General features: G+C 46.5%; 18 protein-coding genes. 14 read left to right on the top strand and 4 right to left on the bottom strand.

The annotated features are described in order from the left end of the window. Positions 1 to 49 precede the first annotated feature (49 nt). From CHX35_RS13140 to CHX35_RS13205, 14 genes are all read left to right on the top strand, one after another. Complete coding sequence (locus CHX35_RS13140; RefSeq protein ID WP_091838118.1) at positions 50 to 964, top strand: ABC transporter ATP-binding protein; 915 nt, start codon at positions 50 to 52, stop codon at positions 962 to 964. Next, the gene (locus CHX35_RS13145) at positions 961 to 2,073 is read left to right on the top strand and encodes an ABC transporter permease (RefSeq protein WP_091838120.1); all 1,113 of its coding nucleotides are present in this window, start codon (positions 961 to 963) and stop codon (positions 2,071 to 2,073) included. Before CHX35_RS13140 ends, CHX35_RS13145 begins: the two co-directional genes overlap by 4 nt. 33 nt (positions 2,074 to 2,106) lie before the next feature. Continuing rightward, positions 2,107 to 2,490 carry a holo-ACP synthase gene (gene acpS / locus CHX35_RS13150; protein WP_091838121.1) on the top strand — a complete coding sequence of 128 codons (384 nt, stop codon included), beginning with the start codon at positions 2,107 to 2,109 and terminating at the stop codon, positions 2,488 to 2,490. Positions 2,491 to 2,568: 78 nt separating this feature from the next. Next, positions 2,569 to 4,104: an NAD(P)H-hydrate dehydratase gene (locus CHX35_RS13155; protein ID WP_091838123.1), complete on the top strand. Its 1,536-nt coding sequence runs from the start codon at positions 2,569 to 2,571 to the stop codon at positions 4,102 to 4,104. Between the two features lie 88 nt (positions 4,105 to 4,192). Further along, the gene (locus CHX35_RS13160) at positions 4,193 to 5,212 is read left to right on the top strand and encodes a LolA family protein (RefSeq protein ID WP_091838124.1); all 1,020 of its coding nucleotides are present in this window, start codon (positions 4,193 to 4,195) and stop codon (positions 5,210 to 5,212) included. Positions 5,213 to 5,354: 142 nt separating this feature from the next. After that, entirely contained in the window at positions 5,355 to 5,792 is a 438-nt protein-coding gene (locus CHX35_RS13165; RefSeq protein WP_091838126.1) for a hypothetical protein, read from the top strand. Next, positions 5,782 to 6,957, top strand: coding sequence for an alanine racemase (gene alr, locus CHX35_RS13170; protein WP_091838127.1), 1,176 nt, complete (start codon positions 5,782 to 5,784; stop codon positions 6,955 to 6,957). The genes CHX35_RS13165 and alr overlap by 11 nt, the downstream gene beginning before the upstream one ends. A 303-nt stretch (positions 6,958 to 7,260) precedes the next feature. Beyond that, positions 7,261 to 7,536, top strand: coding sequence for a CopG family ribbon-helix-helix protein (locus CHX35_RS13175; RefSeq protein ID WP_091838129.1), 276 nt, complete (start codon positions 7,261 to 7,263; stop codon positions 7,534 to 7,536). Between the two features lie 4 nt (positions 7,537 to 7,540). Further along, positions 7,541 to 7,891 carry a type II toxin-antitoxin system PemK/MazF family toxin gene (locus CHX35_RS13180; RefSeq protein ID WP_091741943.1) on the top strand — a complete coding sequence of 117 codons (351 nt, stop codon included), beginning with the start codon at positions 7,541 to 7,543 and terminating at the stop codon, positions 7,889 to 7,891. Between the two features lie 269 nt (positions 7,892 to 8,160). Beyond that, positions 8,161 to 9,165 (top strand): PP2C family protein-serine/threonine phosphatase, encoded by a 1,005-nt coding sequence (locus CHX35_RS13185; RefSeq protein WP_091838130.1) that lies wholly within the window; start codon positions 8,161 to 8,163, stop codon positions 9,163 to 9,165. A gap of 69 nt (positions 9,166 to 9,234) precedes the next feature. Next, complete coding sequence (locus CHX35_RS13190) at positions 9,235 to 9,552, top strand: STAS domain-containing protein (RefSeq protein WP_091838132.1); 318 nt, start codon at positions 9,235 to 9,237, stop codon at positions 9,550 to 9,552. An 11-nt stretch (positions 9,553 to 9,563) separates the two neighbouring features. Beyond that, a complete protein-coding gene (gene rsbW, locus CHX35_RS13195; RefSeq protein ID WP_091838133.1) occupies positions 9,564 to 10,052 on the top strand; it encodes an anti-sigma B factor RsbW in 489 nt (162 codons plus the stop codon). Beyond that, on the top strand, positions 10,015 to 10,800 hold the full coding sequence (gene sigB, locus CHX35_RS13200; RefSeq protein ID WP_091838135.1) for an RNA polymerase sigma factor SigB: 786 nt from the start codon (positions 10,015 to 10,017) through the stop codon (positions 10,798 to 10,800). The genes rsbW and sigB overlap by 38 nt, the downstream gene beginning before the upstream one ends. A gap of 168 nt (positions 10,801 to 10,968) precedes the next feature. Continuing rightward, complete coding sequence (locus CHX35_RS13205) at positions 10,969 to 11,913, top strand: DMT family transporter (protein WP_091838137.1); 945 nt, start codon at positions 10,969 to 10,971, stop codon at positions 11,911 to 11,913. 109 nt (positions 11,914 to 12,022) lie between these two features. Here the strand turns inward: CHX35_RS13205 and fdhD are convergent, their stop codons facing one another. The 4 genes from fdhD to purU form a co-directional block, all read right to left on the bottom strand. Then, positions 12,023 to 12,889, bottom strand: coding sequence for a formate dehydrogenase accessory sulfurtransferase FdhD (gene fdhD, locus CHX35_RS13210; protein WP_245838818.1), 867 nt, complete (start codon positions 12,887 to 12,889; stop codon positions 12,023 to 12,025). Then, entirely contained in the window at positions 12,886 to 13,392 is a 507-nt protein-coding gene (locus CHX35_RS13215) for a DinB family protein (protein WP_091838141.1), read from the bottom strand. Before CHX35_RS13215 ends, fdhD begins: the two co-directional genes overlap by 4 nt. A 98-nt stretch (positions 13,393 to 13,490) precedes the next feature. Then, positions 13,491 to 14,039 carry a hypothetical protein gene (locus tag CHX35_RS13220; RefSeq protein WP_091838142.1) on the bottom strand — a complete coding sequence of 183 codons (549 nt, stop codon included), beginning with the start codon at positions 14,037 to 14,039 and terminating at the stop codon, positions 13,491 to 13,493. 193 nt (positions 14,040 to 14,232) lie between these two features. Further along, a complete protein-coding gene (purU, locus tag CHX35_RS13225) occupies positions 14,233 to 15,123 on the bottom strand; it encodes a formyltetrahydrofolate deformylase (protein WP_091838144.1) in 891 nt (296 codons plus the stop codon). Positions 15,124 to 15,183 lie beyond the last annotated feature (60 nt).

Raw genomic sequence — 15,183 nt, forward strand, 5'->3', positions numbered from 1 at the left:
AGATTGGGTAAAAAGAGCGGAATCACAAGTTCCAGAATGGGAGGCCAGCATGATTGAGGTAAACCAGCTAGTAAAAATCTATAGTGGTAAACGAGTGGTGGATGGCGTTTCTTTTCATGTGTCAGAAGGGGAAGTTTTTGGGTTATTGGGCCCAAATGGGGCAGGGAAAACCACAACCATGGAAATGGTTGAAGGATTACGCACGCCAGATGGGGGAGAAATTACCATCGGAGGGTTTAATGGATTAAAAGAGCTGGGGAAGGTAAAGGAATTGATCGGCATTCAATTACAATCAACGGCTCTTTTTGACCATCTCACAGTTGCAGAAATCATTCGACTATATGGAAGTTTTTATAAGAACATGCGTCCACTTTCCGAACTTTTAGCGGCATTTGACTTAGAGGAGAAGAAAAAGAGTTTGGTGAAGCACCTTTCTGGCGGGCAAAAACAACGGCTTGCCATTGCGATTGCAGTGGTCCATGATCCAAAAGTAATTTTTTTGGATGAGCCGACGACAGGATTAGATCCCAAAGCACGAAGAGACTTATGGGACATCGTGTTGCAGTTGCGCGATGAAGGGCGGACGGTTTTTCTTTCGACACACTACATGGAGGAAGCTGAGCAGTTATGTGATCGCGTAGCGATCATGGATTCAGGGAACGTCATTGCATTAGATTCCCCTGCGGGATTAATCCGTGAATTGGCATCGGATAGTGTTATCGAGTTTGTTCCAGGGAAAATGGAAGCGTCTTCGACCTATCAAGGGCTTGTTGGTGTCAAAGAAGTAAAGCGTGCCGAGGATGATTCGGTGACGTTACTTACTACCCATCTACAGGAAACCCTGCGAGAGTTGATTGCCTTGGCAGATGAAAAAGAGTTGACGTTAGCCGGTCTTCGAACGCGGACATCCACACTGGAGGATGTATTTCTTACTCGGACAGGAAAGAGGTTGACAGAATCATGAGAGCATATTGGCAATTGACATGGGCACAACTTCTTTTATTTGCTCGCAATAAAAATATGATCATTTGGTCTTTCTTTCTTCCCATCTTAATGATGCTGGCTCTTGGGACGTTTATGGGCAACGGAGGCACCCAATTTTCGATGACCGTTGCAGTAGATGATCGGGATCACAGTACATATTCCAAGCAGTTGACAACGATAATCGATGAGACGGCGGGGATTAAGGTAAAGCGTCTTGATGAGAAGAAAGCCCTGCAAGCGGTGAAAAAGGGAGATGTGAATATCTTCATCCGGTTGGATGAGGGGTTGGGTTCTCGACTTGAAAGCAAAAAACCTCATCCTAAGGGAGAAAAAGAACCCATTCAACTTTATTTAGATAAAAGTAATCCGACGGTATCCCAGATTGGAACCACTGTGATCAATCAAGCGGTTGATCAGTTAAATAAGAAAGCCATGGATTATCATCCCATCGTCAAGGTAGCAGAACATAACGTTCAGTCGCGACCCTTACGTACAATCGATTTTCTTGTCCCAGGGATTCTCTCCTTGATGATTATGAGCAATAACTTAAATGGGGTTGCGGCTACGATTGCTTCATGGAGAGAGCGGGGGATTCTCCGCAGAATGCAGGGCACCCCTCTGAAAAGTTCCACCTTTATCGCTGGCCAAATTACGGCGCGCGTGTTGCTCAATAGTTTACAGGCGGTTGCGGTCTTACTTGTCGCCTATTTTATCTATGATGTTAAAGTCTATGGATCATGGTTGCTATTATTGATGATTGTTCTCTTGGGAACACTGACCTTTATGTCGATTGGCTTTATCATTGCAAGTCTATCACGCACTCCGGAGACGGCAGGACCGATTGCTGGATTAATCTCTTTTCCGATGATTTTTGTGGGGGGTATTTTCTTCCCCGTACGGGATTTGCCTGGATTATTACAACCGATTGTAAAAGCGATCCCGATTGGATATCTGACAGAGGGTTTGCGTGGCGTCATGAACGAAGGAGCGAGTCTATCTCAGCTGGGAATCCCTGTTGTTGTACTGACTGCGTGGTTTTTTGTAGCCTTTGTGATTGCGTCGGTTACCTTCCGATGGGATGTGAAGTAAAAGTAGGATGAAGTTCTTGGTGAGGTGTCGTGAATGATTGTGGGCGTTGGAGTCGACTTGGTTGAATTATCCCATCTAGCAACATTGAATACGGATCAGTTAAGTAAACGGATACTCACTCCCAAAGAAATAGAGAAGATCCCTCATGAAGTCAGGCGTCGTCTTGAATGGTTGGCGGGCCGTTTTGCTGCCAAGGAGGCGATTGCAAAAGCGATTGGTTGTGGGATTGGGAGTCAGCTTTCGTTTCAAGATATCACGATTGCTTACAAGGAGGGTGGTCAACCCGGGGTTGAATTATCAACCTCGGGTAAAAATCGTCTAGGCTTACAACAGGTTCATTTTCACCTCTCGATCACCCACACAAAAAAAACAGCGGCGGCGTTTGTCGTCATGGAGAGCGGAAAAAAGAGTGATTAGGAAGGAAGCCCGTCAACCTTGTCTGCATAACGGGACAAAGCTGGACATAAATATGTATCGCGGTTAGGAGGGACATAGTTGCATCTCTATACTGCACAAGAAATGCGTGATCTCGATCAGTACACCATCCAGGAAGTAGGAATTCCTGGAGTGGTCCTGATGGAAAATGCAGGGCGAATGGTGACAGAGGAAATCTTGCGTCGTCATCCTCATCCGGGAAGAGCTGTCATATTAACCGGTGGAGGAAACAATGGTGGTGATGGCTTTGTCATCGCACGCCTACTGTGGGGGGCTGGCTGGGATGTATCGGTATGGATAACAGGAACACAGGAGAAAATGTCCGCGGAGACGGCTACAAATTACCACGTGTGTCGTCGATTACAATTGCCCATGGAACATTTCACGTCAGATAAGGGAGATTCCCTTTCTCCCCTGTTACAACAAGCCGATGTAGTGGTGGATGCGCTGCTTGGCACAGGAGTAAAGGGGCCCTTACGTCCACCCTATGGAGCGTTGATTGAGCGCGTGAATCGCGATACCAAGGGATGGGTGCTCGCGGTGGATACACCAAGTGGTGTGGAGACGGATAATGGCAGTATAGAAACGATCGCCATCCGTGCCGATGTGACGGTTTCCTTGGTAGGTCCCAAGTGGTGTCACTATCTCCGTCCGGGAGCCGAATATGTGGGTGAGTTGGTGATTGCGGATATTGGTATTCCAAAGGAAGTGGCTCGAAAAATGGGGACTTCCGCTCGCCTAAATGGACCCGAGGAGTGGAAAGAATTTTTCTTACCACGCTCACGTTGGTCTCATAAAGGGACCCATGGTCACTTGTTAGTCCTAGGCGGTTCCAAAGGCATGCTCGGTGCGGTGAAAATGAGCGGTGTAGCCGCATACCGGACGGGAGTAGGGTTGGTTACGCTGGGTGTTCCAGAAAGCCAGTTGACTACTTTAGGGCCTTCCATCACCGAAGCCCTTCTATGGGGATGGCCAGAGGATGAACTGGGACAGTTTGGAAACGATATCCCCGTGGATTGGCGTGAGCGAAGCAATCGTTTTAAAGCGATGGCGATCGGTCCCGGTCTTGGGAAGGTTTCCAACGGTCAAGAGTGGATCCGTCAACTTCTGCAAGGCGATCATCCCATCGTGCTAGACGCCGATGGTCTCAACCTCCTTGCTCTTGACCCATCCCTTCTTAAAGAAAGGAGTGCACCGACCATTCTGACGCCGCACCCTGGAGAGATGGCTCGTTTACTTAACACTTCGGTTCAAGAAGTGGAGCGATTCCGCCCTGAGGTGGCAAAGGAATGGGCACACACCTACGGGGTGACTGTGGTTTTGAAGGGATCCCATACGGTGATTGCGACTCCTGATGGAAGGCAATGGGTACAGCCGAAGGCAAGTCCAGCCTTAGCGAAGGCGGGGTCCGGCGATGTGCTGACAGGAATCATAGGTGCCCTTTTAGCGAGGGGTTGGACGTCGGCAACCGCTGCATTAGCGGGTGTGTGGCTTCATAATTCAGCTGGAGAGTTGGCGGTTACATCTTCATCCCATAGTGTTTTGGCGACGGATGTCATCCAATGTATTGGTGATGCCATTCAACTGATTGATTGATCGCTATTTCTGTGCCCTGACCGACACATTTCCCGGGAAATCAACAGCGTGAGACCGTTGTTTCATCATCGGAGAAAGGGTTGATGAAATGCGTCGGATTGCATGGATTTTCGTTGTCATTTTTGGCATGATGGCTTTTGTATCTGGATGTGGAGAGAAGAGTACTGATGAAGTTGTGGGAGATCTTTCTAAACGGTCCGATACGATGGAAAGTTACAAAAGTGTAGGGAAGATGAAGATTCAGACAGGAAATGCGCCTCAGGAGTACGATGTAGAAGTTTGGTACAAAAAGCCTAACTTTTACCGTGTCAGTTTGAAAAACACACAAAAAGATGTGACTCAAATTTTACTGCGAAACGAGCAGGGGGTGTTTGTTCTTACGCCTCAACTAGAAAAAAGCTTTCGTTTCCAAAGTGATTGGCCAGAAAATAGTGGGCAGGTGTACTTGTATCAGTCCCTTTTAGAAAGCATTATTGATGATTCCAAACGGAAGATGACACACAAAAAGAATCGTTATCAATTTGAAGTGGTGGCGAACTATCCGCAAAACCAAACCCTAAAAACCCAGCGCATTTGGATGAACGATGATTATCACCCGCAGAAGGTTGAAGTGTTGGATGGGGAACAAAAAGTGATGGTGGAAGTGAAGTTTAATCGCTTTGAAGCAGAGCCTACTTTCGACAAGGATGCCTTTGATATGAAGCGGAATATGATGGGGTATGCGGGTCGAAGTGTCCCCACGTTGGCTAAGAAAAAATCCGATGACAAAGATGTAAAGGTTCTCAGCCCAGAATGGACACCGAAACAAAGTGATTTGGAAAGTGAGACCGGTGTGGATACTCCGAATGGTAAAGCGGTCATCATTCGCTATTCAGGAAAAAAACCCTTTACCTTAACTGAACGCAATCCAGGGGCTGTCGAAACCAGTATGCAAGTGTATGGAAAGCCCATCGATCTCGGATTTACCACAGGCGTACTGATTGAAGCAGATGGAAAAAAACGCTTATCCTGGACCTATGAGGGTACCGATTTCGAATTGAATGGCGCCTTAGCAGAGAAGGAAATGGTCAAAGTGGCTCGTTCTGTGTTTGCTGAAGAGGAAAAATGAGTTACACTCGCCATATACTGGCGGGTTTTTCTTTGTGGAGAAGTAGCAAAGAGGCTTTGCAAATCCAGGCCATCCGTTGTATGATGAGCTTGCTATCGAGTGAGCAGAGCCGCTTCGTATCGCAGGAAATGGGGTAGATGAGTTGACTAGCCAATCCATTCAGGAGGAAACACCTTCCTATACGTTGTTACTTTACCGTAAAGCGAGCGGACAACGATGGAGTGAGATGATCATCTTTTTGATCGGTTTTTTTGCGATGGTTCCTTTTTTTGAGTTGCGTTCAACGCCGTTTATTCTCATGATGTTACTATGGGGTGTTCTGGTGATGGGACTGACTCCTGCACTCTATCGCTTGATCTACCGACCACACTATACACTTACCCCTGATTCTCTCGTCATTCAAAAACGAGGGGAGTCGGCTGTTTATCATTTATCTGAGGTAAAACCTGGTTATAATTATCCCAACCTTTATGTTGTAAAGGGAAAGAAAATGGCATTACTCGTGAGTGATGACTTTCTAAGTGATCTAGAGGCCCAGCGAGAGCTGGTGAAACGAGGATTGAAACGTCGTGGTAAATGATTCCTACTATCGTGATACCGTCGCGATCATTGATTTAGACGCGATTACTCATAATGTCAATCAATTTAAAAAGAGACTGGCTCCGTCGGTTCGCATGATGGTGGCTGTGAAAGCGAATGCGTATGGTCACGGAGCTGTACCGGTATCCAAAGCCGCATTGGAAGCTGGAGCGACGGATCTCGCCGTCGCTTTTCTTGATGAGGCGATTGCTCTCCGTAAAGCAGGTATTGATGCGCCCATATTGATATTGGGTCATGTTCCTGATCGTGGCATAAAAGAGGCACTAGATCATCAGATTGCACTCACTGTTTTTGATAAGCAGACGCTCCGCTATATTTCTCAAGTAGCTACCGAACAAGGCGTATCGGCGAGGGTTCATTTGAAAATGGATACAGGAATGGGTCGCTTAGGATTGTGGGGAGATGATATCCTGCCAATGGCGGAGGAGGCTGCTACTCTTCCAGGGATTGATCTAGAGGGGTTATATACCCATTTTGCTACGGCAGATGAACCGAATAAGAGCTATACAGAAAAGCAATATGAACAGCTCATGCGGGTAAATCAATGTCTCTTAAATCGAGGCATTCGGATCCCACTGATTCATTGTTCCAATAGCGCTGCGGCGATTGATTTGCCAGAGATGTCCCAGGGAATGGTGCGTATCGGGATTAGCCTATATGGGTATTACCCGTCAACGGATGTGGATCATCAAGCGGTACAATTGCGACCGGCCCTTACCCTAAAGACCAAAGTGGTTCAAGTGAAAAAGCCGGAACCTGGAACGGGTATTAGTTATGGACGTACTCACATTGCCCAGAAGGAAGAATGGGTTGCTACCTTACCGGTCGGTTATGCAGATGGATATAGTCGTTTGTTGTCAAATCGTGGTCATGCGTTGGTTCGAGGGAAACGGGTGCCGATCATCGGAAGAGTTTGTATGGATCAAACCATGATTGATGTGACCTCGGTCATGCCACTGGAATCAGGTGAAGAAGTCATCCTTTATGGTAACCAGAACGGTCAGTGCATTCATGTGGATGAGATCGCCTCCTTGATGGGGACCATCTCCTATGAAGTGACGTGTCTATTAGCGCAGCGTATTCCACGGATCTATATCCAAAAAGGTGTGCAAAATGGAATTGCGAATTCACTCCTTCAGGATTAAATGTTGTTCTACGGTGGAAAAACCAGCGGATACTTGGGAAAAAACTTTCTGACTTGATAGTGGGTGAGAAGGAATTTTGTCACGTAACGCGAATAAAATTAATATTGTCCTTTAAAAATCATGAGGTTTTTGGGAGAAAAAGCGACAGGTTTATTCGTTTGGATTTGCTGATCATCAAAGAAACGTACGTTCCAATGTAGGGAGGGAAGAAGCTTTCTCTCCAGTATAATTTTGCAACGTGTTTAACATAATGGTAATATTGTTAAGGGAATCGCCAACGGTGATGATTGGTTGGGGGTGCGAATGTTGTCCGAGACAAAGAGAATAATGATTAGCCTGCCACAGCACCTTCTTCAGGAAGTGGATGGGTTGGTGCAGAAGGAAAACTCGAATCGTAGTGAGTTTGTTCGCCAGGCAATGAAGCTGTATCTCTACGAGCGCAAGAAGCGATTAATTCGCGAAATGATGCAACGTGGTTATATGGAAATGGCTAAAATAAACCTGAATATCGCATCGGAAGCTTTCGAGGCGGAAGATGAAGCTGACGATACGACGATCCGGCTGGTAAGTGGGGTGTAAACCTTTGATAGTAAAGCGTGGCGATGTATACTTTGCCGATCTCTCTCCTGTGGTCGGATCTGAACAAGGTGGGGTTCGTCCCGTTTTGGTAATTCAAAACAATATCGGGAATCGATTTAGCCCTACGGTGATCATCGCCGCGATTACCGCCCAGATTCAAAAGGCGAAACTACCCACCCACGTGGAAATCGATGCGAAGATCTACGGGTTTGACCGGGATTCGGTCATCTTGTTGGAACAGATCCGAACCATCGATAAACAAAGGTTAACCGATAAGATTACGCATTTAGATGACGAAATGATGTCTCGCGTAAATGAAGGGCTCAATATTAGTCTGGGCCTTATTGACTTTTAGATCAAGAAAAAAAGGGATGCCGTAAATCGACAGCATTCCTTTTTTTCTTTTGTTGTATAATGAGGTTGAATGATGAAACGTTATCGTCTGGGTAGTGCACATGGTCTCTACCTAATCATCCGAGTGCTCAATCAACCCATTGGATGTGAGAGCATGGCAATCATTCCTCGTAGGTTTTAACAAGAAAGAAAAGCAAGTGCTAGTGACTTAATAAGGCTAGCCTTGGGGCGTGGAGTGAACACTCTACGTTATCGATTTGAGGTGACATGATGAAAGTTCAGTTGTATCAACAATATCGGGAGTTGATCACCTCCTACCTGCAGGATAAAGGGGAAGATACCCTGTACGCTGCCCAGCAGATGAGTAAGTGGATGATGGAGCATAAAATCCCCCCCGAAGAGATGGTTAGTGCTCATGCTGAGGTGTTAAAGGAGTACTTGCCCAATCTTCCCAAGGAAGTTAGTGATTCCTTTAAAATCTTATTGGAAATGATGATTGGCTACGGGATTGCTTTACGTGAGCATGAAAGCCTCCTCAATCGGCAAAAGGAATTGGAATATGAGATTGAGGTAGCAGTCGGTATGCAACAGACTCTTTTACCGAATCATTCTCCCCGAATGCATGGTCTTGATGTAGGGGTTATCAGTGTACCTGCCCATCGGATGAGCGGGGATTACTATAATTTTGTCGATCATGATCATAGCTCATTAGGAGTTGCCCTTGCTGACATCATCGGGAAGGGGATTCCAGCAGCCTTGTGTATGTCCATGATTAAATATGCGATGGATCAGCTGGATCATCCTACTGGCGGTCCTTCAGGCGTACTCGGACGTTTAAATTCTGTCGTGGAACGCAATGTGGATGCGAGTATGTTTATCACCATGGTTTATGGTGTATATGAACGAGAGAACCATAAATTTCGCTATGCCACAGCAGGACACGAACCAGGGTTTATTTTCCGTGAAAAGGATGGCTCCTTTGAGGATATGGCTACTAAAGGGCTCGTATTAGGGGTCGCGAAGGAAATTTCCTATGAGGAATTTTCGATTCATCTTGAACCGGGTGATGCCGTCATTCTTTTTTCGGATGGGGTGACAGAAGCACGTGTGGAAGGTCAGTTTTTAGGTAGGGAGAGGTTTAAGGAGCTCGTGCGTCAGTATATGCACCTACCAGCTCAGGAGGCTGTAGAAGCGATGTACCAAAGCCTCTATGAACAAGCTAATTATGAATTAAAAGATGATCAGACGATCATGATTTTGCGACGTCCCAAATAATGACAAGTGAGTATTGGTTTAGATTTTATCACAAGGGGTAAAGTCACTTGTGTGGAGGGTGAGCTAATTATGAATGTAACCATTCAAGAACATACCCAATCAGATTCGGCCACGACGTTGGTGGTTTCCGGTGAAGTGGATGCTTATACAGCACCACAACTGCGGGAGAAATTAATGCCTTTGACAAAGCAAAAGCAGGAGATCTTCTTGGATCTAACCGCAGTGGAATATATGGATAGTACAGGGTTAGGTGTATTAATTGGTGCATATAAGTCATTGCGTGCCCAGGGTGGACGCTTAGTTCTCGTTGGAATGAGCGCCCGACTGAGTCGGTTATTAAAAATTACGGGTTTGACTGAGATTATTGATATCGAAGACGGAGCATAGGAGGGCGGATCATGGTGGAACCATGCAAAGATTTAATTGAACTGGCCATCCCTGCGAAGGCTCAGTATGTGGGTGTGGTCCGATTGACTGTGTCCGGCATCGCGAATCGGATGGGCTTTCACTATGACGATATTGAAGATATGAAATTGGCTTTGGCAGAAGCGTGTACCAATGCGGTTGATCATGCATATGCCGGTCAAGAAGGACAGATTGCGATCTCATTTTTTATTTATGATGATCGATTGTCGATTCGTGTCAGCGATGAAGGGAACAGTTTCGACATCTCTTCTGTGAAACAGCGTTCAGGTCCGATTGATAAGGATCTCCCTTTGACCTCTATGAGGGAAAGGGGGCTGGGCCTTCATTTGATGGAGACGTTGATGGATCGCGTCGAAATCGATGGAGAACGTGGAGTAATTGTCACCCTGACCAAGTTTATTCATAGGGACGAGGTGGAGCAAGATGTCGACTCGCCCGAAAAAACGAAATCTCACGGCTGAGGAGATCCAAGAAATGATCCGCCTCTATCAAGAAGAGGGAGATACGGACGTCCAAGCGCAATTGGTCGAACACTATACCTCTTTGGTAGAAACCATGGCATCTAAATTTGCCCGTGGTGCGGAGCCCTTCGAGGACTTGGCTCAGGTGGGGATGATCGGTTTACTCGCGGCTCTCAGACGGTATGATGCTTCTTTTGGTCGTAGCTTCGAAGGATTTGCTGTTCCTACAATCGTAGGGGAAATTAAGCGATATATTCGGGATAAGACCTGGAGTGTGCATGTTCCTCGTCGGATCAAAGAATTGGGTCCGCGGATTAAAAAAGCGGTGGAAGAGTTGACGATTCAGTATCAAAGGTCTCCTCATGTCGACGAGATTGCTGATTATTTGCAAGTGACCCCTGAGGAAGTCTTAGAGACGATGGAGATGGGACGTAGCTACAATGCTGTATCTGTGGACAGCCCCATCGAGGCCAATAGCGATGGCAGTCATGTCACACTCCTTGATTTAGTAGGAAGCAATGATCGTGGTTTTGATCAGGTGGATCAAAATATGTTGTTGGAAAAAGCTTTTCAAGTGCTGACAGAACGTGAACAAGATATCTTGCAAATGACGTTTTTTGATAACCTGAGCCAGAAGCAGGCTGGGGAAAGCCTTGGGATTTCTCAGATGCATGTATCACGTCTTCAACGTCGTGCCTTAGGAAAGTTGCGAGAAGCGATTCGGATGGAAGCCACTGAAATTATATAGCGATTGTTAACCGCTCCATAGGTAGCGGTTTTTTTTTGCCCTTGGCCTGTGGGTAAACTAAGGGTTTCATTTGCATTGTAAATATTTCGAAAAACGAAATGAACCCAAATCTCCGTTATAATGTTAAATGGACGGATTAGATGAGTGAGCGAGAAGGAGAGAGTTTGTATGAATCAAGGAGAGAAAGGGTCAGTTAGTTTAACGTATAGTTTATTAGGATTAATGTCGATCTTTTGGGGAAGTGCTTTTGTTGGTTCGAAGATGGTTGTGGGGGTGGTTCCTCCTACTGTGGCGGCCTTTATACGTTTTGGATTAGGTGGATTGATGATGGGGCTTTATTTATTGGTGCGCGGGAGAGGAAGGTATGCTCCGATTCCACGACAGCGGTGGTTCAGTATTGCACTTCTCGGGATCATTGGGGTCACGATATTTAATGCCTGTGTATTTTTAGGGCTCGATTATGCAACAGCGGCGGATGCAACCATGATGATCCCCACATTAAGTCCTGTCATTACGGTGATACTTACGGTTTTATTTCTGAAAGGTAGCTTGACAGGAAAACAGGGGATTGGACTGAGCGTAGCTATTCTAGGTTCTCTTATTTTCTTTGTGGGGATTAATTCCTCCGGTGAGATTGCCCCTCAGCGCCTTTTAGGAGATGGGATTTTATTGATTGCGGCCATTTGTTGGTCGATCTACACAACCGTAGGGAGCCGAGTATTAGCGGGTTTGGATCCTTTTCTGGTGACAGCGTGTTCACTTCTTCTCGGTTCCTCCATTCTTGGGGTGATTGCTTGGCCTTCCTTTAGTACAGTCGAGTGGGAGAGCCTCGGATGGCAATTTTGGGCATTACAAGGGTATTTAGCGTTGTTTCCTACAGTACTATCCAACTGGTTTTATTATCGGGGTATTCAACATGTTGGCCCTTCTCGGGCAGCGGTGTTTATGTACTTTGTCCCTATTTCCGGGCTGATGTTGTGTTGGCTGATCTTGGATGAAAAACTAGGCCCCATTCAGCTATTTGGTTCTGGGCTATTGATTGTGGGGGTATGGTTAGTCAATCGTGGCCCTAAGAAAAGTAAGAAGCCACTTGTGATAAAAGAAGCGGCCTAAGGGATGTAAACACAGGTTTGGAACGGAGAGACTCCTTTCGAACCTGTGTTTATTATTAGGATAGGTGATAACAAATCATATGAGTCAGCGTAAAACGACTTGAGTGATCTCAATGATTGGATCCTTTTAATAGTATCCGATGTCCACCCGTGTATATATTAAAACGCCCCTCACGGGCAAAGCCGATAAGGGTGATATTAAACTGATGGGCAAGATCATAAGCGAGGCTGGAGGGGGCTGACACAGCAACGACGATGGGGATGCCTGCGACGGCAGCCTTCTGTAAAATCTCAAAACTTGTCCGACCGCTCACCATCAGTATGCCTTGGCTAAGAGGGGGGTGCTTGTGCAAAAAAGCATGCCCGAGTAGTTTATCCACCGCATTATGACGGCCGATGTCTTCCCGCAAAGCAAGAAGGTTTCCTTGACCATCGAACCAACCAGCGGCGTGAATGCCACCGGTTTTTTCAAAGACCGATTGGGATAGACGAAGCGTATTACCCAGTTCGTAGATGATTTCATCGGTGGTGGTAAATCCATCGGGAAGTGCCTGAATACCACGAACTTCAATGGCTTCAAGGGAGGCCTTTCCACAAACGCCACAACTCGAACTAGTATAGAAGTGACGGGTGAGGTGCTCAAGGTGAAGGGAGACATCGGTGTAAACGTTCACATTGACAATATTGTATCGTTGCTCCCCATCCACCTTTGGATCACGGCAGTAGGTGATGGAGTGGATGGCTTCTCTGGAGGGAAGAATTCCTTCTGTAAAGAGAAAACCTGCGGCTAGATCAAAATCATCCCCTGGTGTGCGCATCGTGACGGCGATGGAGATCGGGTCTCTGACGGATGGGTGAGTGAGACGGATCTCAAGCGGCTCCTCTCCCGCAAGGGAATCGGTATGTACTTGGGATTGTCCTTGTCTAACTTGATGGACTTTCCGGCGGGGAGCCTGTGATCGGTGAGGGGGGGTCACCCTGTGTTCACTTCCTTTTTCGGGATGGAGAGATTCTTCCATTGAGATCCTCGAATCCATCTCGCGAGCGCGACCATTTGGCCAATATGATAACTATAGTGTGTAAGCTCATTTTGAATCGCTAGCAAAACGGTTCGAGGTTCCCCGCGCAATGTCACCGTGGCGAGAAGCTGATCAGAAGGGAGTGATTGAAGGGTGGTAATGATCGTGTTCCAACCTTGTTCCCATGCATGCATTAATGCTGCTTGACTTAGCGCCTGTTCTTCAAATTCACCATCCCGGTCACGCGATGGCTTTTCCATGTCACCCTCTAGAAAATCTGCCCAACGCGTTTTCATATTACCGGCAAGATGTTGGATGAGTATCGCCATGCTGTTCCCATCTTCATGGGTACGAAGGGTGAGTTCATCTTCTGTGATCTGGTTCAGCGCATCTTCTCCCTTTTTCTTTTGTGCTTGAAGAAGTTGAATGGCCTGTTGTAAAAAAACCGTTCCTAGATCCATATGGCGTCCTCCTTATAAAAAAAGTCATCCTCTAGTGTAAAGAGGCCGACTTAAGGTTTTCGTGAAGGATGAAAGGGTATCCTGCTAAAGGGCATGCATTAGGAAATTTGCATGGTGGAGAAGTTGATTAGCGTTTCTTGAATGGTGTTCCGCATCACATCTCGGAATACAAAGGCCGCTACGCCGTTAAAGTTCCCATATAAGTCGGAGAGATCATCATTGAAAAATTGAACCACAGAAGCATTAAAGACAGGGAAGACGACTTCTAAACCACCTGGATCAACCTTCTTAAATGTGGCGAAACGAAAGAGGGTATTGGTTAATAGACCAAGATTGTATAGGAGTGAAATGTCCGCCGTATTCAATTTTCGAGTAATGGGAGAGACGCGTTGTCCCTTTGCGGTAACGACACGAATTTGAATGACAATGTTGCCAAATTGTTTCTCTAAATTGAGTAGGGTAGCTAGTGCCTGTGCTTTTTGAAATCCTTTTACCCGTATGGTGATGAGTAGAATTTCCCCCTTTTGTTCCAATTCGCCTACACGTACATTGGGGTCTTGTCCTACCGTTGCGGCTAATTCATTTCGGTAAGTGACTTGAGGGGGGCTTAATTGAATGCGTGCCGATTTTTTTGAGTTGGCTATCAAGGGACTCCCTCCCTTCTATTCGATGATATAGCTTATGTGGGAAATAAATAGAAGGGTAGGGCACATACCAATCAATCTTCCTACTAAAACTAAAATAGATCATATCCAACCAAAGAACCATCTCCCTACTCAGGGGAGATGGTTCTTTGGTTCAGCAATGCATGCTTTGGGTTGCTTGCTCTGGGCGTGTCCATTAAGCAAATACAACGGTTTTATTTCCATGAACCAATATTTCATCATTGAGATGCCATTGGACAGCGCGGGCGAGAACAAGTCGTTCCACATCACGACCGATCCGCTTGAGGTCCTCAACACGACAGCGGTGATCGACGCGTTCGACATCTTGTTCAATGATAGGGCCTTGATCAAGTGCTTCGGTGACATAATGAGCGGTTGCACCGATAATTTTGACGCCGCGCTCAAAAGCTTGATCATAGGGCTTAGCTCCGATAAAAGCGGGCAAGAAGGAATGGTGGATGTTGATGATGCGATGTGGATAATGGGCGATCATCGTAGGCGGAATAATTTGCATATAGCGAGCCAGTATGACTGTATCCACCTGCTCCTTAGCCAATAGCTCAAGATGACGTCGTTCTGCCTCCAATCGTATATCACGGTTGCAGGGTACATGATAATAAGGAATACCAAAGGGTGTGACCAACGGCTCCATATCCGGATGGTTACTGACTACCATGGCGATATCCGCATGGAGTTCACCGATCCGCCAGCGCCAGAGAAGATCCGTAAGACAATGATCCTCTTTGGAAACGAATATGGCGAGTCGTTTTCGCTGAGAAGCTCCTCCGAGACGCCAGGACATTTGGAAGCGGTCAGCCGTTTCGATGAAGGCCTCCTCCAGTTGATCCAGTGGGGTTTGCCCATCTTGCAAGCGAAACTCAATCCGCATAAAAAAAAGACCACCTTCTGGATCTGTGGTGTGCTGATCCGAGCGAACAATATTTACCCCGTGTTGATATAAGAAGCGCGAGACTGCCGCGACGATTCCAGGTTGATCAGGGCATGAGATCAGGAGCCGTGCTTGGTCGGACGGGATCGATTTATCATGGGGATGCATCAGTGCCATAATCGGTGCCTCCTTGCGTTACTGTGATGCTTTAGCACAATACAACTATTTTACTATGGA

The sequence above is a fragment of the Marininema halotolerans genome (assembly GCF_900116235.1).
Classification (GTDB): domain Bacteria; phylum Bacillota; class Bacilli; order Thermoactinomycetales; family DSM-45169; genus Marininema; species Marininema halotolerans.